16 protein-coding genes are annotated in these 20,823 nt (G+C 25.1%); 11 read left to right on the top strand and 5 right to left on the bottom strand.

Features of this window, described 5'->3' with window-relative positions; all coding sequences use genetic code 11:
• Positions 1 to 38: 38 nt before the first annotated feature.
• The 4 genes from JG676_RS01905 to purU are packed head-to-tail and all read left to right on the top strand — an operon-like array spanning position 39 to position 2,720.
• Positions 39 to 287: a hypothetical protein gene (locus tag JG676_RS01905; protein ID WP_200168959.1), complete on the top strand. Its 249-nt coding sequence runs from the start codon at positions 39 to 41 to the stop codon at positions 285 to 287.
• Positions 284 to 817 carry a 2-oxoglutarate:acceptor oxidoreductase gene (locus JG676_RS01900; RefSeq protein WP_200168960.1) on the top strand — a complete coding sequence of 178 codons (534 nt, stop codon included), beginning with the start codon at positions 284 to 286 and terminating at the stop codon, positions 815 to 817. The genes JG676_RS01905 and JG676_RS01900 overlap by 4 nt, the downstream gene beginning before the upstream one ends.
• A complete protein-coding gene (locus JG676_RS01895) occupies positions 786 to 1,892 on the top strand; it encodes a CCA tRNA nucleotidyltransferase (protein WP_200217154.1) in 1,107 nt (368 codons plus the stop codon). The genes JG676_RS01900 and JG676_RS01895 overlap by 32 nt, the downstream gene beginning before the upstream one ends.
• Positions 1,893 to 1,895: 3 nt before the next feature.
• Positions 1,896 to 2,720 carry a formyltetrahydrofolate deformylase gene (gene purU, locus JG676_RS01890; protein ID WP_200217153.1) on the top strand — a complete coding sequence of 275 codons (825 nt, stop codon included), beginning with the start codon at positions 1,896 to 1,898 and terminating at the stop codon, positions 2,718 to 2,720.
• Between the two features lie 27 nt (positions 2,721 to 2,747).
• Here the strand turns inward: purU and JG676_RS01885 are convergent, their stop codons facing one another.
• Positions 2,748 to 3,677, bottom strand: a complete 930-nt coding sequence (locus JG676_RS01885) for a DUF2860 family protein (RefSeq protein WP_200168963.1) — start codon at positions 3,675 to 3,677, stop codon at positions 2,748 to 2,750.
• A 128-nt stretch (positions 3,678 to 3,805) separates the two neighbouring features.
• Here JG676_RS01885 and JG676_RS01880 point away from each other — a divergent pair, with 128 nt between their 5' ends.
• Together JG676_RS01880 and lpxD are read left to right on the top strand one after the other, a co-directional pair.
• Complete coding sequence (locus JG676_RS01880) at positions 3,806 to 5,185, top strand: replicative DNA helicase (protein WP_200168964.1); 1,380 nt, start codon at positions 3,806 to 3,808, stop codon at positions 5,183 to 5,185.
• A gap of 18 nt (positions 5,186 to 5,203) precedes the next feature.
• Positions 5,204 to 6,160: a UDP-3-O-(3-hydroxymyristoyl)glucosamine N-acyltransferase gene (lpxD, locus tag JG676_RS01875; protein ID WP_200168965.1), complete on the top strand. Its 957-nt coding sequence runs from the start codon at positions 5,204 to 5,206 to the stop codon at positions 6,158 to 6,160.
• Between the two features lie 10 nt (positions 6,161 to 6,170).
• Here the strand turns inward: lpxD and JG676_RS01870 are convergent, their stop codons facing one another.
• Genes JG676_RS01870 through JG676_RS01855 form a run of 4 tightly spaced genes read right to left on the bottom strand, consistent with a single transcriptional unit; the run spans position 6,171 to position 13,235 of the window.
• Complete coding sequence (locus JG676_RS01870) at positions 6,171 to 9,182, bottom strand: efflux RND transporter permease subunit (protein WP_200217152.1); 3,012 nt, start codon at positions 9,180 to 9,182, stop codon at positions 6,171 to 6,173.
• 2 nt (positions 9,183 to 9,184) lie between these two features.
• Entirely contained in the window at positions 9,185 to 9,925 is a 741-nt protein-coding gene (locus JG676_RS01865) for an efflux RND transporter periplasmic adaptor subunit (protein ID WP_200217151.1), read from the bottom strand.
• Positions 9,926 to 11,182, bottom strand: coding sequence for a TolC family protein (locus JG676_RS01860; RefSeq protein ID WP_200217150.1), 1,257 nt, complete (start codon positions 11,180 to 11,182; stop codon positions 9,926 to 9,928). It abuts the gene before it with no gap.
• 31 nt (positions 11,183 to 11,213) lie between these two features.
• Positions 11,214 to 13,235 carry a TonB-dependent siderophore receptor gene (locus JG676_RS01855; protein WP_200217149.1) on the bottom strand — a complete coding sequence of 674 codons (2,022 nt, stop codon included), beginning with the start codon at positions 13,233 to 13,235 and terminating at the stop codon, positions 11,214 to 11,216.
• Positions 13,236 to 13,370: 135 nt separating this feature from the next.
• Here JG676_RS01855 and JG676_RS01850 point away from each other — a divergent pair, with 135 nt between their 5' ends.
• From JG676_RS01850 to lepA, 5 genes are all read left to right on the top strand, one after another.
• Positions 13,371 to 14,135, top strand: a complete 765-nt coding sequence (locus JG676_RS01850) for an ABC transporter ATP-binding protein (RefSeq protein ID WP_200217148.1) — start codon at positions 13,371 to 13,373, stop codon at positions 14,133 to 14,135.
• A complete protein-coding gene (locus JG676_RS01845; RefSeq protein ID WP_200217147.1) occupies positions 14,135 to 14,962 on the top strand; it encodes an ABC transporter substrate-binding protein in 828 nt (275 codons plus the stop codon). Before JG676_RS01850 ends, JG676_RS01845 begins: the two co-directional genes overlap by 1 nt.
• A complete protein-coding gene (locus JG676_RS01840) occupies positions 14,959 to 16,872 on the top strand; it encodes an iron ABC transporter permease (RefSeq protein ID WP_200217146.1) in 1,914 nt (637 codons plus the stop codon). The genes JG676_RS01845 and JG676_RS01840 overlap by 4 nt, the downstream gene beginning before the upstream one ends.
• Positions 16,873 to 16,928: 56 nt before the next feature.
• Positions 16,929 to 18,503: an ATP-binding cassette domain-containing protein gene (locus JG676_RS09130; protein WP_200217145.1), complete on the top strand. Its 1,575-nt coding sequence runs from the start codon at positions 16,929 to 16,931 to the stop codon at positions 18,501 to 18,503.
• Between the two features lie 71 nt (positions 18,504 to 18,574).
• Positions 18,575 to 20,365: a translation elongation factor 4 gene (gene lepA, locus JG676_RS01830; RefSeq protein WP_200217144.1), complete on the top strand. Its 1,791-nt coding sequence runs from the start codon at positions 18,575 to 18,577 to the stop codon at positions 20,363 to 20,365.
• Positions 20,366 to 20,823 lie beyond the last annotated feature (458 nt).

The raw sequence follows: 20,823 nt of genomic DNA, 5'->3' as shown, positions 1-20,823 counted from the left end.
AATATTTAAATTAAAAAAACAATATCAAAAGATGATCTATGAAAAAAAATACCGTTACTGAAGCTTCTATTTATGAAGCACAAGGTCTTAAAAATGAGGCTTTAGAAATTTATAAAAATATATTAAAAAGCGATCCAGAAAATCAAAATGCTATTGATGCTATACGCAGACTTAGTGGATTAAGATCAAAACATACAGATTTAAATACCCAAATGCTTGATTTTTTTATTATGATGCAAAGTGAAGAAGAAATTAATGAATTTAAAAGGTGGTTAATAAAAATATGAATATTGAAGATTTAGCTAAAAAAACAATTGATGAAATTAGTATAGAAATTAAAGAAAAAGAAAGACAAAAAAGTATTTTAGAAGAACAGCAAAAAGAACTAAATATTCAAAATAAATTAAATGAAATTCATACTAAAGAATCTAAAGAAGAATTTCCTAGCGTTGAAGAAATTTCTATACAAGAACAAGATAATGAAATTGAAAATGATATTTTAAAAGAACAAACCAAAGAATTTCAAAATGAAAAAAAACTACAAATAAGTCAAGAAAATAATAATTTTTTAGAAAATATTCCACAAATTGATGAAGCTTATTCTTATATACAAGAAATAGAAGAAAATGTACTAGAAAAAAAAGAAAATTTAAATTATCAAGATGATATTTTTTTAAAAAATTTACGAGAAAGAATTTTAGTTTTATTTGAGGGTTTAAATAGTGTAAAAAAAGATAAAGTAGAGCAAAAATTAACATTAACGATAAATTTTTTAGAGTTTTTACTTGCAAAAATTGAAGATAAACTTAAAAAATAATCCTGATATTAATTTTATAGTAAATTTTTTAAAACCTTATACCAAAAGAGCATATTTAGTAGGTGGAAGTGTAAGAAATTTATTATTAAATCTTCCATTAAATGATTATGATATAGAACTTTATGATCTTACTTGTCATCAATTTGATGAAATAATGCAAAAACTAGGAGCCAATGGTTTTGGTAAAAGTTTTTTTGTTTATAAATATAAAAACTATGATTTGGCTTTAGCAAGATATGAAAATAAAATTTCAAAAGGTCATAGAGGCTTTGATGTTAAAATTTGTCAAATAGAAAAAGATGGGGCAAGAAGAAGAGATTTTACTTTTAATGCTCTAATGATTAATATTTTTAATGGTGAATTTTTAGATTTTTATGGTGGATATGAAGATCTTAAAAATAAGACCATAAGACACATAGATGCTAAAAGCTTTAAAGAAGATAGTTTAAGAATTTTAAGAGCTATTGTTTTTGCAGCAAGATTTAATTTTATCATTGCTAAAGAAAGCTTAGAATTGATGAGAGAGATGGATATAAGCGATCTTAATTTGGAGCGTATTAATACAGAACTTTATAAATTTTTTAAAACAGAAAATTTGGCATTGGGTTATAAATATATACAAGATTTAAACTTAGAAGAAAAAATTTTTTTTCATAATTTTAATGATAGTCAATTTGAAAAATTACTTAAAAATACTAGAGAATTTATTAAAGATGAGGCTTTATTTTTATATCTTTACTTAAATTATTTTAAAATTGATTTTAATGAGTTTTTTAAAAAAAGTAAGTTAAAAAAAGAATTATTATCAAAGGTAAAAGAAGAGTATTTTGAAGGTGAAATAAGTGATTTTGAGCTTTTAAAAATTGCCTTAAAAAAGCCTTTAAATTCTTGGCTTGGTCTTTGGAATAAAGAAAGAATAAAAAGAGCAAAAAAGTTAAAAGTATATGATAAAAAAATTGCAATCAATATTGATATGGATAAAATTTTTAAAAGCAATTTAAACGGAAAGGATTTAGGAGAATTAATACAAAAAGAAAAAGAAAAAGAACTTTTAAAATATCTACAAAAGGATTAGATTATGAAATATATTTTAAAAATTAGCACCAAAGATCAAAAAGGTTTGGTTTATAAAATTTCTCAAATTCTTTTTGAAAATAATATTAATATTATTAAAAATGACGAATTTGTAAATGAGGAAATGTTCTTTTTTAGAGGACTTTTAGAGGGAGAGTTTGATAAGGAAAAATTGCTTAATAATTTAAAATTAATAATGCCCTATGATTCTTTTATCGAACTTTATGAAAAAAGAAAAAAAGATATTATTATTTTTGTAACAAAGGAAAGTCATTGTTTAGGAGATTTGCTTATAAAACATTTTAGCAATGAACTTGAAGCCAATATTAAAGCTGTGATTTCAAATTATGATATTCTTAAACCATTAGTAGAAAAATTTAATATTCCTTATCATACATTTTCTACAACTGATAAAAGCAAAGATGAACAAGAAAAAGAAATTTTATCTTGTTTAAAAAATTATAATTTTGATTATTTGGTTTTAGCAAAATATATGAGAATTTTATCACCTTATTTTGTTAAATGTTATGAGGAAAAAATTATTAATATTCATCATTCTTTTTTACCTGCATTTATCGGAGCAAATCCTTATAAGCAAGCTTATGAAAGAGGGGTAAAAATTATTGGAGCCACAGCTCATTTTGTAAATGATTGTCTTGATGAGGGGCCTATTATTACTCAAGATGTTTTACCTGTTAATCATGAATATACTTGGCAAGAAATGCAAAAAATAGGTAGAGTTATAGAAAAAAATGTATTGTCTAAAGCTCTTGATTTGGTTTTTGAAGATAGAGTTTTTATTTATAATAATAAAACTATTGTATTTTAAAGCTTGAAATTCATTCAAGCTTATTTTTTAAAAGCGATAACCAATTCCGGCTAAAAATATCTGATAGGTTTCATCATAAAAACTAATATCGTTATTTTCTTTTTTAAGAATATAAGTAGCATATGAATAAAGATTTTTTTTGTCTAAGAAATTATTTTTAACAACCTTTAAATTAAATTTTATCTCATTTCCAGAAGCTTTTTGATTAAAAAGTGGATTAATTTTTTTAGCTTCTATTTTATTATAAGCTATTTCAGGAGATAAAATATAATCTTGCATAAAAGGATGATTCAATCCAGCGCTTATTCCGTATCTTGAGAAGCTTTGTGCTTTACCATCTGCATCATTGTAGTCATAATTTATCCCTGCATTAAAGAAAGAATAATTATATTTTAGTTCAATTTGATGAAAATATCCATCACGTTTTAAAGAATTAAGCGTAATGAGTTCTTGATCAATTTTATTTTTTGCAAAAAGATAGCTTAAATTTATATTTTGTAAAGCATCAATTTCATAACTTGTTCCTAGTTTAATACCAAATTTACTAACATCAGTTTCTTCTCTATTTTGTTTTGTAAGATAAGGATTAGCGTAAGCTTTTTCTCTTAATGAGCTAACAAATGCTAAAGAAGAGGTAAATTTTTCCAAATATGATCTTTCATAACCTAAAGAAATTCCACTAATATCTCTTCCATTATAGTTTTTTAGAAAAAGTCTATCGTTGTCAATTAAACCACCATAATAAAGTTCAAATCCTAAAAGCAAACTTGCTTCGGCGCTAGAATGAGGATTTTCATTAAGACTACTTATATAATCACGATTAGCCAAAGGCGAAAGATTGCTTTTGATATCTCTAATGCCAAACCCAAATGAAATATTTCCACTAAAACCTTGGTTAAAATCTGCTGCACTTAAAAACAACGGGATGAAGCAGAAAGATAATAATATTTTTTTCAAATTTTTTCTCCTTTTAATTTTGAAAATAAAAAGGGATAATGTTAATTAAATTTGTATTAATTTCGTATAAATTTATTTTTAATTTGTTAAAATTTTAATACAAAGTTATTTTTAGAGGTTAAAAATTTATGAAAAATCAAGAATATTTTGATTTAGATTTAGAAAGAGCTATTTTAAGTACTTGTTTATATAGCGAAGATGCTTATGCTAGTATAGCCGGAGATATTGAGATAAAAGACTTTAGTTTAAAAGCCCATCAAGATATTTTTAAAGCTATTATTGCTTGTGTAAATGCCAATAGCCCTATTAGTGTAAGTTTTATTAAAAAATACAATAAAAATATCGATGAGAATGTTTTAAATGAAATTATAGCAACGCCAACTATGATCGATTTAGTGGCTTATGTAAATGAACTTAAAGAAAAATCAATTAAAAGACAACTTTTAAATTTTGCCTATCTTTTACCAAGTCGTATCAATGAAGAGCGTCCTGTTAGCGAAATTTCTGATGAAATCGGTAAAGAAATTTTTAATTTGACAAATAGAATCAATTCTAATGATATTAAAAGTTCAGAGATTGTTGTGAGTGAGCTTTTAGAAGAATTTAAAAAGCAAAAAAGTTTAGAAAATAAAGGATTAATAGGACTTGATACAGGATTTGATGAGCTTAATTCTATGACTAAAGGTTTTAAAGGTGGAGAGCTTGTTATTGTTGCAGCAAGACCCGGTATGGGTAAAACAACCTTGTGCTTAAATTTTATAGAAAAAACTTTAAGACAAAACAATGGAGTGGTAATGTTTTCACTTGAAATGCCAGCGGTTCAAATTATGCAAAGAATGTTGTCTGCAAAAACTTCTATTCCTTTGCAAAAAATTATTACTGCAGATTTAAATGATAATGAATGGGATCGTATAGGTGATGCTTGCAATGATTATATAGAAAAAAAGTTTTATATTTATGATAGCGGTTATATAACAATTACAGATGTAAGAGCCATTTTAAGACGCCTTAAATCACAAGAAGAAGGAATAAAGCTTTGTGTGATAGATTATATAGGACTTATGATGAGTAATTCTAATTTTAATGATAGACATTTGCAAGTAAGTGAAATTTCAAGAGGTTTAAAACTTTTAGCAAGAGAACTTGATATTCCAATTATCGCTTTATCTCAATTAAATCGTTCATTAGAAAATAGATCCAATAAACGTCCAATGCTAAGTGATTTAAGAGAGAGTGGGGCGATAGAACAAGATGCTGATACAATTTTATTTGTATATAGAGATGAAGTTTATAGAGAACAAGAAGAAAAAGAAAGAGAAAATAAAGCTAAAGCCGAAGGAAAAACTTATCAAAGAAATTTTATGCCAAATCCTTTACAAGAAAATGCTGAAATTATTGTAGGAAAAAATAGAAATGGACCAGTAGGAATGTGTGAAGTTCTTTTTTTAAAAGATAAATCTTCATTTGCTGAAAAGCCAAGATTTGAAAGTGTTGAATTTAATGGTTGATTATAAAAAGGGGTTAAAATGAAATTAAGCGAAATTGCTAATTTTTTAAGTTTGGATTATAAAGGTGAGGATTTAGAGATTAAATCTTTAAATTCATTATTAAGAGCTAATTTTATGGAGCTTACTTATTGTGATGGGGAAAAAAATATTAAAGATATTGCAAATACAGGTGCTGGTGCTATTTTAATAGCAAAAGAATATGAGCATTTAGTTCCTAAGCATACAAAAGTTTTAATAAGTCCTAATGCGCATCTTCATTTTGCTTTTTTAAGCAAACTTTTTGCTAATAATTTAATTTCAGATGTTAAAGAAAAAAAACAACAAATTGCAAAAAGTGCTAAGATTATGCCAAATGTATATCTTGGAAATAATATTTTTATAGGAGAAAATGTTATTATTATGGCAGGAGCATACATAGGAGATAATGTAGAGATAAAAGATGACACTATCATCCATCCTAATGTTGTAATTTATAATGATACTAAAATAGGTAAAAAATGCCATTTGCTTGCAAATTGTGTTATAGGAAGCGATGGATTTGGTTATGCACATAATAAAAATGGAGAACATTTTAAAATTTATCACAATGGTAATGTAATTTTAGAAGATTATGTAGAAATTGGTGCTTGTACAACTATAGATCGTGCAGTTTTTGATAGCACAATTATTAAAAAAGGAACAAAAATAGATAATTTAGTTCAAGTGGGTCATAATTGCCATATAGGTGAAAACTGCATTATAGTAGCACAAAGTGGAATTTCTGGTTCTAGTGAGCTTGGGCGTAATGTTATAATGGGCGGACAAAGTGCAACAAGTGGGCATTTAAAAATAGGAAATTTTGCTACTATTGCAGCAAGAGGAGGAGTTAGTAAAAACCTTGAAGGAGGAAAAGTTTATGGAGGTTTTCCTATAATGCTTCAAAAAGACTGGCTTAAACTTCAAGCAAAAATTGCTTTAAAATTTAAAGAAAAATAATGCTTTAGCTTTAAAGCAGTTTTTTTCTTTCATAAATTTTTCTTATTTTTAAATCTAAATTAAAGCAAGTTTTAAAAAATACAGGAACAACAAGCAAAGTTAAAAGAGTTGAGCTTATAAGTCCAAAAATAACACTAATTGCCATAGGAGAGTTTGCTTCATAACCTGAGCCTTTAAAAAGAGCAAGAGGTAACATTGCAAAAATCATAGCAAAAGTTGTCATTAAAATTGCTCTAAGTCTTGATTTTCCAGCAAAAATTAAAGCTTCATCAGGATCTAACCCTTCGTGACATTTTTTATTGGCTAAATCCACAAGTAAAATAGCATTTTTTCCTACCATACCAAAAAGTAAAATAATAGCAATTAAAACAAAAAGAGAAAAATTATGTCCAGTGATAAAAAGTCCAAGACAAGCTCCACCAAAAGCTAAAGGCATAGTAATCATAATAATTAAAGGTAAAATTAAACTTTCATAAAGTGCTGCTAATACAAGATAAATTAATATAAAACCTAAAGTAATAGCAAAAATAAAGCCATCAATTGTTTCCCCTAAAAGATTAATAAAGCCAGAAAATGCATAGTTTAAATTGTTCTTTCCTAAAATAAAATCTATATTTTTAAGAATTAAATTTTGAACTTCTCCTAATGAAATATTATTAACTCCTGCTGTAGTTTTAATACTGCGATTTTTATTGTAATGATGAATTGATTTAATATCTTCTTTATATAAAAAATCTACCACACTAGAAAGATCAAGATCTACACCTTGATTGTTTTTAATGTGTATTTTTTTTAAAGAATCTATATCTTGTTTAAATTTTGGATCTAAACTTATGACAATATCATCTTTTGAATTGGCTCTATCCATACTGCCTATAATTAGATTATTAAAAGAATATTTTAGAATTTCAGCAATATAATAAGGATTTACATTTAAAAGTTTAGCTTTTTCTTGATTGATGAAAAGTGCTACTTCTGCTTTTTTAGCATTAGAATCATCATCTATATCTACTATAGCTTTATTTTGTAATAAAACTTGTTTTACTCTTAAGGTGGCTTCTTTGATTTTATTTAAATCATCTCCTAAAACTAAAAATTGCACAGGATCATCAATACCTGCTCCATCTATTTTTGGAATTTCCAAAACTTTAATATTAAGATCATTATCTTTTAATAACGCCCTATATTGACTAATAATAGTTTTTTGTCTTTCTTTTCTTTCTTCTAAAGGTTTTAATTTGATATAAATTTTTGCCTTTGATGCTTCTTTGGCATCATTATAACCTACTAATAAATAAGTATAATCAACTCTTTTATCTTTTTTAATTTGATTTAAGATTTTTAAAGACTTATCCTTCATAGCTTCTAAACTAAGATCTTGTTTACTTTCAATGAAAACTTGAAATTCACTATCATCTTCCATAGGTAAAAAATCAAGTCCTATTTTAAAAGCTAAAGCAAAACAAGAAAAGAGAAAAATTAAAGTAACAATAATAAAACGAATTTTATACTTTAATATTTTATAAAGTAAATTTTTATAAAAGTCTTCTATTTTTATGAAAAAAATTTCACTTTTTTGATAAAAATGACTTTCTTTAGAATTTAAAAATCTAGCACTTAGGCTTGGTATTAGAAGTATAGAAACTAAAAAACTTACAATGACCCCTGAAGCTACACTAATACCCAAAGCGTTAAAAAAAAGCCCTGAAATAGAGTTCATATAAGAAATAGGTATAAAAACACAAAGCAAAACAACACTAATACTTAGCACGCTAAAACCAATTTCCTTAACACCCAAATAAGAAGCTTCTAAAGCAGGATAATCTTTAAGTTTTTTTGTAATATTTTCAATTACAACTATAGCATCATCGATAAAAATTCCCATACTTAAAGTAAGTGCTATAAAAGTAAGACGATTTAAATCATATCCTAGAATATCTATAATAAAAAAAGTTGCTATAATAGAAGTAGGAATAGCAAGAAAAGCTATAATAGTAGCACTTAAATTTCTTAAAAATAAAAATACAATAATTAAAGTTAAAAAAACTCCGAAAATCATATCAAAAATTACTTGATTTAAATGTTTTGTTATGTTTGCACTTTTATCATAAAGTATATCAAACTCTATATTTTTAGGTAGTTCATTTTTTAGATTTTCTAAAGCTTGTTTAACATTTCTAATCATCTTTAAAGCATTATAATTGCTAATTTTATTTATTTCCAATAAAACTCCATTGCTCTGAAAGAAGGCAATTTGTTTTTGATTTTCATATAAATTTTCAATTTTTGCAATATCGCTTAAAAAAACCCCTGGATAAATTCTTAAATTTTTTAACTCATCAATTGTTTTTGCTTCAAAATAGCCTTTAAGTATAAAATTATTTTCTTTGTTTTCAAGTTCTCCTAAACCTTGTTTAAAATTTTGATTTTTAATAATATTTGCAACTTCTAAAGCGTTAAGATTGTATTTTTGCAATTTATTTATATCAAGCTGTATGCGAATTTGAGGTTTTAAAAACCCTATGGTATTGATTTTTCCCACTCCATCAATTCTTTGTAAAAAAGGCTTAACTTTATCTTCTATAGTTTGCATAAGTTCTAAAGGGTTATTAGATTTAAAAAATAAGCTTATATTTGCCCCCGAATCAGAAGAGATTTTTTCTATTTCAATTTTAGCATTAAGGCTTAAAGTTCCTAGTTTATCTCTTACATCATTAGCAGCAACTTCTAAATTTTTATTAAGCTTAAATTCTGCAAAAATAACGCTAAAATTATCATAGCTTGCAGAAGATAAAGTTTTAAGTCCATCAATTTCACTTATAGCATTTTCAAGCTCTTTTGTGATCTTGCTTTCCATATAACTTAGATCCCCGTTTGCTTTTGCGCTTATCTTAATAAGTGGGATATTTACATTTGGAAATAAATTTACATTCATAGTAAAAGCAGAAAATAAACCAAATATTATAAGAGCTAAGAAAAACATTAAAATAGTAATAGGTCGGTTTATAGCAAGTTTATACATTTTTAATCTTTAATGATGATTTTACCTTCGCCAAAAAGTCCTGGTGTTAAATTTTCTGCTTGAACTTCTGCATAAATTTTTCTTGTTTTTATGTCTATACTTGGATAAATAAGTGAAATTTTCCCTTTTAATGTTTGTTCTTTTCCTTCTATTTTATAGATAAATTCTTGATTTAATTTTACTTCATCTTTATATTTTTCATCAAAACTAAGTACAAGCTTAACTTTTGGATAAGAAAAAATTTTAAATAAAACTTGATTAACTCCAGCTACTCCTTCTCCAACTTGAATAGCTTTATCAGAAATAACACCATCATAAGGGGCTTTGAGAATTTTTTTATCTATTAAATTTTCATAATAAGCTATATTGATTTTTGCTTTTTGAAGCTCTAGATTAGCTATATTAAATTCAGTTTTAATATCTTCATAACTTTGTTTATCAATAAAATTTTGCACTTGGTTAAATTTATCCATTTTTGATTTTATATTATTAAATTTAGCTAGAGCTAATTTATAATCATTTTGTGCATTTTTTAAAGCAATTTCTTCTTTGCTTGTATCAAGACTTAATAAAACATCACCTTTTTTTACATAATCTGAAATTTTTACTTTAATTTCTTTAACTATACCTATGCTTTCTAGACTTAATTTACTTTGATTTAATGCTTCAACATTGAAGCTTGCATAAAGTTCTTTAGCCATAAGTGTATAAAAACTTATGATTAAACATATGATAATTTTCATTTATAAAACCTTATCTTTTATATCAATTCCTGCTAAAAAATAATAGTTTGCTTTAGTAATTTCAAGCTCATTTTTAGCTAATTCTAAATTGCTAAAGGCTTTAAATTTTTCTTCTAAAGCTTCTAAATACTCTATATAAGAGCAAAGTCCTGCAGAGTATTTTTCATTAACTACTTTAAAGGCTATTTCGCTTGCTTTTAAAGCATAAGTTAAAGCATTGATTTGTTCTTTTAGAATATCTAAATTTTTTTGTAAATATTCTAAATTTTGCTCATTTTCTCTTTTAATTAAATTAGCTTTGGCATTTGCAATTTGAACTTCCAATCTTTCTTTTTCTACTTCTTTGCTTCTTTGATTAAAGTCAAAAATTTTCCATTGCATCCCAATGATGAACTGATTGCTTTGAGCGTGTTCTTTAAAAAAATCATTGGCTAAATTTTGATAAATAGAAGGAATTTTTGGATTATAGTTGTTTTTATAAAATATAAAATTATTTTGTAAAAATATTTTAGGAAAATAACTTGATTTTGCAATTTTTAATTTTTCATTCGCTTGATTAATTTGTTCTTTGGCTATTAAAAATTCTAAATTATTATTGTTTTTAAAATATTTGCTAGGGTTTTCTAAAAAATTTAATTTTTCTGGAGTAAAATCTTGTGCAGTTAAAATTTTTATATCTTTTTTAATTTCTTCTAATTTTAATAAATTTTTAGAAAGTTCAAGTTTGGCTAAATGATATTTTGCATTTATACTTTCAAGTTCATTTTGAGCACTAAGACCCACTTTATAGAATTTTTTTAGTCTTTGTAAGGTATTTTCTAAAAATAATTCTTTTTGTTCGCTAGCTTTAATGATAGCTTGAAGACTTTGATAATTAAAATATAAAGTTGAAGCTTTAAGAGCTAGGTAATTTTTACTTTGTTCTTTATTTAATTCTGTAATATTTTTCTTAAATTTTAAAGAGTTAATTAAAGCTTCTCTTTTACCTCCATCATACAAAAGAAAATTAAGACTTAATTTTGTGTAAAAACTTTCTTGCGGATCTATAATAAGACGATCCTTATTAAGACCCACATATCCTATATCCAAATTTAAATTTGGCATATAGGATGAAGTTAAACTTTGAATTTCAAAAGAACTTTGCATATTTTGCATTATTTTAATTTGATATTGCTCATTTTTTAAGCTTAGTTCAATCAATTCTTTTAAATTAGATGCAAATAAAAATAATGGTAAAAAAATAATAAAATATCTCATTGTTATTAAATCGGTTAAAATAATATTTATTTTACCATTTATAAGATAAACTTAAACTTGTTCTAATTCCTTCTCCATAATAACAACTATAATAACAAGAACTAACATATTTTTTATTAAAAATATTATCTATATTAAGTTTTGTTTGCCATTTATCATAATTAAACACCAATCCTGTATCATAAAGAGTATATGAAGGAATTTTAAGCCCTTTATTTCCTGCTTCATCTGTGCTAGATCCTACGTATCTTGCTCCAAATATAGTTTGAATAGAACTTTTGTTATCAAGTGTAAAAGTATAAATTAAATAAGAAGATAATGTATTTTTAGGCATTTGTGGAGTTCTAATTGTTTCTATGGTATTTAAGTCTGTATCTGTTTTAATATAATAAGTATAAGCTAATAACCAATTAAATATATCGTTAAGGTGGATATTTGAATTAAATTCTATTCCTTTTGAAATTTGTTTTCCACTTTGAATAGAGGCAAAACTTCCACTAGGTGCATTTATAAGAGCATTTTTCTCTTTTAAATCAAAATAAGTAAGATAAAATTCAGCATCCATAAAATAAGGAAGATATTTTATACCTGTTTCATATTGTCTTCCTTCATAAGGTTTGTAATTGTTTCCATTGCCATCATTTCCAGCTATAGGTCTAAAAGATTGCGAATAATTAATAAAAGGCATTAATCCTAAATTATCAAAAACATACATTACTCCAGTTTGTAAAGAGGTATGATTTACATTATAATCACTTTTTGCTCCAAAACTTTTTGAATCACTTTTTGCTTTATCAAAACGTAATCCCGCATTAAAAATAAAATTATCAATTTTTACTTTATCTTTTAGGTACAAACCAAGTTGAGATTGTTTAACAAGATAGGTTGGAACATTGCTTTTGGTTTGTGGAGTATAATCTGGATAAAAAATATTGACATCACTTGCTGTCCCATAACCATATTTACCTCTTACATAAGCATATTGATAATCAATACCTGTGATAAATTCATTTTTTATTTTTCCAAAATTTTTAGTGTAATTAAGCCTATTATCTATAGTATGTGTTCTTGCTATACCATCTACAATTACAGAAGATCTATGTGCAGTATTTTGATTAGAAGCATCAAGATAAGAAAAACTAACAGAAAATTGATCTTTATTTTCCATATTGAATTTATAATTTTGAGTAAAATATAAATCATCATTTAGATAATGAATAAATTCATAACCTAAAGAAACTTGACTTCTTTTTAGATAATCGCTAAAAGGCGAACCTAGATTTGTACTTGGATCTATATAGCCATTTGGGGTATTTATAAGTGTGCCATAAGCTGGAAAAAAAGCTGTTGTTGGAACTCCTTGATCATATTGAAAACTTGATAAAATAGTTAAAGATGTTTTTTCATTAATGTCTATATTTAAGCTTGGAGCTATATAATAATGTTCTTGCCATGTTTTATCAACTTGTCCATTTTCTCTTTGATAATTACCTACTAATCTAAAATAAGTATTATCTTTTAAAAATTGATCATTTACATCAAAAAATATTCCATTTTGTTGCAAATTTCCAACCTTTACACCTACTTCGGCAAAAGATTTTTTTTGAGGTCTTTTACTGATAAGATTAATAATTCCTCCACTTTGAGATGATCCATAGCTAATTGAATCGGCTCCTTTTATAATTTCAATTTTTTCTAAACCATAAATATCAGGAGAGAAGCCAAAATATCCACCTTTATAGATGGCTGTTCCATCTAAAGTTAAGGTTGCATCAAAGCCTCTTAATTTAAGCCAATCTGTGGTATCAAGATCAGAACCATAGGGTTGAGATAAAAATCCGCTTTCATAGCGCATAATTTCATCTAATTGAGTAAAACCCATTTTTTCAATGGTTTCTGAATCAATAACAGTTATATTTCTTGGATTAAAATAATCAACTTCCTTGCTTTTTTCTATACTTCCTACTATGCTAACTTCATCTAAATTACCAATTTCTTGTGCTAAGGCTAAACTCGCACTTAAAGATAATATTGCTAATTTTGAAATTTTCATTGTTCTCCTTATAAAAAATATAATTATGAGAGTTAATCTCATTATTAAAAAAATTATTGTATAATTTTATTTTTTAAACAAAACTTATCTAAGTTTTTGTTACAATTAAAATTTTATTTCTCTAAGAAAGTATTTATGGCATTACTTAAAGTAATTAATTTAGAATTTAGTAAAGAAAAAAAATATATTATTCATCCTTGTACTCTTTCTTTTGAAAGCGGGAAAATTTATGCTCTAATGGGGCATAATGGATCGGGAAAATCAACTTTATTAAAAATTTTAGCAAAACAACTTAAATTTCAAAAAGGGCAGATTTTGCTTGATGAAAAAGATATAAAATATTTTTCATCTAAAGAATTTGCTAAAAAAATAGCTTATTTACCCCAACATTTACCACATTTATATCATATCAGCGTAAAAGAGCTTGTGAAAATGGGGCGTTTTTCTTATGAGAATTTTATTAGAAAACAAAATGACGAAAATATTATTTATGAAGCTATGAAATTAACTGATGTTGATTATATGGAAAATAAAGATTTACAATTTTTATCAGGTGGAGAGAAAACAAGAGCTTTTTTAGCAATGCTTTTGGCACAAAAAAGCAAATTTTTACTTCTTGATGAGCCTTTAGCTGCTTTAGATATTGCTTATAAATTTGATATTATGAAACTTATTTCTAAAATAAGCAAAGAACTTAATATAGGAGTAATTATTATTTTGCACGATATTAATCTAGCAGCTTCTTATTGTGATGAAATTATTGCTTTAGAGGAGGGTAAAATTATTTTTCATAATAGCAATTTAGAATTTATGAAAGAAGAAAATATTAAAAAGATTTTTAGAATAGACAATACAATCTTAAAACATCCTAAAAAAAATTCTTTAGTAGCTATTTTCTAATGTTAAAAATTTTTTTAATATTTTTATTAAGCCTTAATCTTTTTTCCAAAGAGTTAAAGGTAATTGCTCTTGATTGGACTGCAGCTGAAACTATGATGTTGTTAGGATATCATATTCAAGCGGTAGGAGATAAAAAAAGTTATAATACTTGGGTTAAAGAACCTTCTTTGCAAAATGATACTTTAGATTTAGGATTAAGAGTTAAGCCAAATTTGGAACAGGTTATAAGATTAAAACCTGATATTTTAATTTCTTCTTCTTTATTTTCATTAAATAATCATTCTTTACAAAAATATACCAAAGTTTATAATATAGATTTTTATAAAGAAGGAGATCTTTATGAAAGCATTAATAATGCTGTTTTAGAACTTGGGGTAATACTTTCAAAGGAAAAAGAAGCAAAAACACTTATAGAAAATACAAAAAATACATTAAAAGAGATTAGTCTTGAAATAAAATCTAAAAATAGACCTTTAGCTATTGTGCAATTTATTGATCCAAAGCATTTAAGAATCTATACAAATCATAGTATATTTGGAGTTGTTTTAAAAGAACTTGGTTTAGAAAATGCTTATAAAAAAGAAGTAAAAAATGTTTGGGGCGTTGATAATATTTCATTTTTAGATCTTTTAGATCTCCCCGAAAATACTAGAATAATTATTATAAAACCACATCCTTTTAATATAAAAAAAGAAATTAAAAATAATCCTTTTTATCAAAAAACACTTTTATTTAAAGATTATATAGAATTAGATCCTATTTGGAGCGCAGGAAGCTTGCTAAGTATAGAACGTTTTGCAAAATATTTAAAGGATAATTTAAAATGAAAAAGTTAATTTTTTCATTGATATTATTGTTTTTAATTTTATTATTCTTGGTATTTTACTTTGAATTTTTGAATTTAAAAAATAATCATAGCGATTTATTTATTTTTATTTTGAAAAATTATGTTTTAAGTAGAATAGGAGTCTGTTTTATTTGTGGAGTATTGCTTTCTTTAGCTTCTTTGCTTTTACGAAAAATTTTACATAATATTTTAGTTAGTGATACAACTTTAGGGGTTTCTTCAGCTTCTGGATTTTTTTTATTATTAAGTAGTTTATTTTTTCCTTTTATTTATGAAAATTTTAAAATTTTGATAGCTTTTTTCGGGGCTATTATCATTTTAATACCCATTTTTGTTTTAGGATATAAAAAAAGATTTAATAATGTAAGTATTATTTTGCTAGGTTTAATAAGCTCTTTATTTTTTAGTGCTTTAACTTCATTATTTATACTTTTATATCCAGAAGAAAGCAAGGCTTTTTTATTTTACAATAGTGGATATTTTACTCAAAATGGTTTAAAAGATTTTTTTCAAATTATTTTTTATTCTAGTATAGGTTTTATTTTTCTTTATTTTTTTTCTTCTTCTTTTAAAATTTTAACACTAGGAGATATTATTGCAAAATCTCTTGGGGCAAATATAATATTAAGTAAAGCAATCACTTTGATATTAAGTGCTTATTTAGTAGCTTTAGTTGTTTCTTTTGTAGGCTCAGTAGCTTTTTTAGGTTTATTTGCAAGTATTTTAATCCATCAATTTAAATTTGATGATATAAAAAAAGAGTTTTTATTTTGTTCTTTGGTGGGAGGTTTTTTACTTTCAAATATTGATTTAATTTTGCAGCTTTTACAACTTTTAGGAAATATCAATCTACCAACAGGAAGCATGGTCCCTTTTTTAGGAATACCTTTATTAATTTATGTTATTTTTAAAAAAATAAAAGATTATTCTAATGATTGTTATTTTTTAGATGAGAATCATTTTTTTATTTCTAAATATATTTTATTTAGTATAGTTTTTATTTTACTAATTTTATTTTTTATAATGAATTTATATTTTGATTTTTTAAATTTAAAGATAGATTTTTCCACTCCAAAAGAAATTTTTGATTTAAGAATTTATAAACTTATCATTTTGGCATGTAGTGGGATTTTAATGGCAATTGCAGGTTTTATTTTGCAACGTTTAAGTTTTAATGCTATGGCCTCAAGTGAATTTTTAGGTATTAATTCAGGAGCTAGCTTAGGGGTACTTTTTGCTTTATGGTTCATGCCATTTCTTGTATGGCCTTTAGCATTAATTGGAGCTTTGGCTATTTTATTTTTATTAGTTTTTTTCTATTTTGTACAAAAAATAAGCATGCAAAAGATTATTTTACTTGGCGTTTGTATTATGTTTTTAACTGATGCTTTTTTTAAAATAGTTTTATTAAGTGCAGATATAAGAGTTTATAGTTTTTTAGCTTTTACTCAAGCTGGAATCTTAAATGCTAGTTTTGATAATGCTTTAATTATATTGATTTTTACGATTATTTCTTTTTTGATTATGTCATTTTTTACACGTTGGCTCAATGCTTTGCGTTTAGGAGAAGTTTGTGCAATAAATATTGGTCTTGATCTTTTTAAAGTAAGGATTATTTTACTTATTTTTTGTGCTTTAATAAGTGTTTTGGTTGTTTTAAATACCGGTCCATTTAGTTTTATAAGTTTATTAGCTCCTCATCTTGCTAACTTATTTTTTATTCAAAATATGAAAATGAAAATATTTTTAACAACATTAATTGGAGCATTGTTTATGCTTTTGGCTGAATTTTTATCAAAACTTTTAATCTTTCCTTATGAAATTCCTTTGGGTATTATTGCAACTTTATTAGGAAGTGTATATTTTATTTTTATGGTGAGAAAAAATTAATGAATACTTTTTTATTTTTATTTCAAAAACATAAATTTTACTTTTTTCTACTTTTTGTGCTAAATATTTTTAGTTCTATTATGGGAATTTTTGTTTTAGCTTATATTAATTCTAAAGTTCTTAATTTCTATAATGATTATTTAGTACTTTTAACTTTTTTTCTTTTGGTGATAATTTTTTTATTAAGCTCTATAATTGCACAATTTCTTTTAACTCGTTTTGGTCATCATTTTGTTTTAAGATTGCAAGAATATTTCCTTAAAAGAATTTTAGATACTGAAAATTTAAAAATTTTAGAACTTGGAAAGGCTAAAATTTTAGCCAGTCTAAATAATGATATTAAAAATATTTCTTTTGGAATTATGCGTTTGCCAGAAATGTTACAAGGATTTTTATTTGCTTTTTGTGCAAGTATTTATATTTTCTCTTTGCATTCTTTGATTTTTCTTATTGTTTTTTTATGGTTATTTTTTGCTTTTTTAATCAGTCATTTTATAGTTAAATATGTTTATCATTATCTTAATTTAGTTAGAGACAATGAAGATATCTTACAAAAAGATTATCAAATGGTCATAGAAGGTCATAAAGAGTTAAATTTAAGCATAAAAAGAAGTCAATTGTTTTATGAAAAAGAATTTAAAACTCATACAAAATTAAAATGTATTAATGCTATTAAGGCTGATACTTTACACAATTTGGCTAATAATCTTTTAAATGCTATGATCTTAGCTTTGGCTGGTTTAATTATTTATTTATCTTTATCATTTTCTTGGATAAAACTTAATGAAGCTACTATGGTAGTTTTTATTATTTTATTTATAAGAACACCTTTAATTTCTGCCATAGGTGCTCTTCCTATGATCTTAAGTGCAAAACTTTCTTTTGATAAAATTAATAAATTAAATCTTGCTTCCTATGAGAAAGATTTTAAAGAAATAAAAGAAGATTTTTCTTCTTGGAAAAGCATAGAATTAAAAAATATTAGTTTTAATTATCCAAATTCTTCTTTTGCATTAAAAAATATAAATTTTAAAATAAATCGTGGAGAACTTGTTTTTTGTATTGGAAAAAATGGCAGTGGTAAATCAACTCTATCTTTAATATTATCGGGAATTTTAAGAGCTTATCAAGGGGAAATGAAATTAGATAATATTTTATTAAACGAAAAAAATATTCATATTTATAGAAAAGAAATTGGTGTTGTTTTCTCTGAATTTTTTCTTTTTGATAAAGTTATTTGCGAGGAAAAAGAAAAAAACAATCTATCTTATTGGTTGGAAATTTTAGATTTAAATCACAAAGTTAAAGTGCAAAATTTTACGCTTTCAACCACTTCATTATCTCAAGGGCAGAAAAAGCGTCTTGCTTTATTTTTAACATTGATGGAGGATAAAAAATTTTTAATTTTAGATGAATTTGGTGCAGATCAAGATCCTTTATATAGAAATTTTTTCTATACTAAACTTCTTCCTTTGCTTCAAAAACAAAATTATACTATCTTTGCTATTACTCACGATGATAAATATTTTTACTTAGCAGATAGAGTAATTTTAATGAAAGAAGGAAATTTAAAAGAATTAAACCAAAAAGAAATAAAAGAGTTAAATAGCAATATTTTTGATCAAATTTGAAATTATTGTTTTTAAATTGTTCTTTTGATAAAATTAAATTTTATAAAAATTGTTTAAGGTATGAAAAATTAATGCAAAATATTAGAAATTTTTCAATTATAGCTCATATTGATCACGGAAAAAGCACATTAGCGGATAGAATTATTAGTGAGTGTGGCGCTATTAGCGATAGATTAATGAGTAATCAAGTTATGGATACTATGGATATAGAAAAAGAAAGGGGTATTACTATTAAAGCACAGTCTGTGCGTTTGGAATACACTTTTAATAATCAAGAATATATTTTAAATTTAATAGACACCCCAGGTCACGTTGATTTTTCTTATGAAGTTAGTAGATCATTAGCAAGTTGCGAAGGAGCTTTGCTTGTTGTTGATGCTACTCAGGGTGTTGAAGCACAAACTATAGCTAATGTATATATAGCTTTAGAAAATAATCTTGAAATTATTCCAGTGATCAATAAAATTGATCTTCCTTCAGCCAATGTAGAAAAGGTAAAACACGAAATAGAACATATTATAGGTATAGATTGTAAAGAGGCAATTTGCGTAAGTGCAAAAACAGGTCAAGGCATAAAAGAGCTTATAGAAGCAATTATTACCAAAGTGCCAGCTCCAAAAATTAATAATGAAGCTCCCACAAAAGTCTTAATTTATGATTCTTGGTTTGATAATTATTTAGGTGCTTTGGCTTTAGTAAGAATTTATGAAGGACAAATTGCTAAAAATGATGAAATATTAATTATGAGCACAGATAAAAAACACTTGGTTCAAGATCTTTTTTATCCTCATCCTTTAAATCCTATAAAAACAAAGACTTTAAATTCAGGTGAAGTAGGGGTTGTAGTCTTAGGTTTAAAAAATGTAAGCGATGTTCAAGTTGGTGATACAATAACTCTTGTAAAAAATAAAGCTAAAGAACCTATTTCTGGCTTTGAAAAAGCAAAAGCTTTTGTTTTTGCAGGACTTTATCCCATAGAAACAGATAAATTTGAAGATTTAAGAGATGCTCTTGATAAATTAAAGCTTAATGATAGTTCTATTACTTATGAGCCAGAAACTTCTTTGGCTCTAGGTTTTGGCTTTAGGGTAGGATTTTTAGGGCTTTTGCATATGGAAGTGATCAAAGAAAGGCTTGAAAGAGAATTTAATCTTGATTTGATTGCCACTGCGCCAACTGTAACTTATGAAATTCATCAAACAGATGGAGCGATATTAAAAATTCAAAATCCAAGCGAACTTCCACCAGTTAATAAAATTGATTTTATCAAAGAGCCTTATGTTAAAGCTACAATTATAACACCTAGTGAATTTTTAGGAAATTTAATCACTCTTTTAAACCGCAAAAGAGGGGTGCAAGTTAAGATGGATTATATTACCACTCAAAGGGTTTTACTTGAATATGATATACCTTTAAATGAAATAGTAATGGATTTTTATGACAAATTAAAAAGCCTTACTAAAGGTTATGCAAGTTTTGATTATGAGCCTATTGAATTTAGAGTAGGAGATCTTGTTAAGCTTGATATTAAAGTAGCAGGAGAAAATGTTGATGCACTAAGTATTATAGTTCCAAATGAAAAAGCACTTTCAAAGGGAAGAGAGCTTGTAAAAGCTATGAAAGAGATAGTTCCAAGACAACTTTTTGAAGTGGCTATCCAAGCAAGCATTGGCAATAAAATCATAGCAAGAGAAAACGTAAAATCTATGGGGAAAAATGTTACCGCAAAATGTTATGGTGGAGACATTACAAGAAAAAGAAAACTACTTGAAAAACAAAAAGAAGGTAAAAAAAGAATGAAAGCCATTGGAAAAGTGCATTTACCACAAGAAGCATTTTTAAGTGTTTTAAAAATCGATTAAAGAATTATCTAAAATTTTTAGATAATTCTTTTTATATTTTAATTTATCATTTCTTCAATCTCCTCATCAATGACTTCTGCAATTATTTAAAAAAGTTTTTATTATTGATATTTTTACATTTATGGATATTTTTTAGAAAAACTAGGGCAAATATATTTATAATTTTTTAAAGACAAAGTGGGGATTTTAAATTTTATAAAAATATCCATTGGCTATTTTTAAATAAATATAAAAAATTCTCATAAATATCTAAGAATTTAAAAACTCAATTTTTAAACTATTTTAAACATAGTTATTTTATAAAAATAAATATTTAATCAATAGTTTTTGTAAAATTATATGTAAAATAAAAATGTAAAGATAAAATAAAAAACAAGATAAATTCCTTTTAGATAAATATTTTCTATGAAATATAATTAAGATTTAAATCTATTAAAAAGAATTTAGGTTAATTTTTA

The sequence above is a fragment of the Campylobacter sp. 2018MI34 genome (assembly GCF_016598975.1).
In the GTDB taxonomy this organism is placed as follows: Bacteria; Campylobacterota; Campylobacteria; order Campylobacterales; family Campylobacteraceae; genus Campylobacter_D.
Note: the sequence above shows the minus strand (reverse complement) of the source record. Positions and strands in the feature narration are given on the sequence as shown.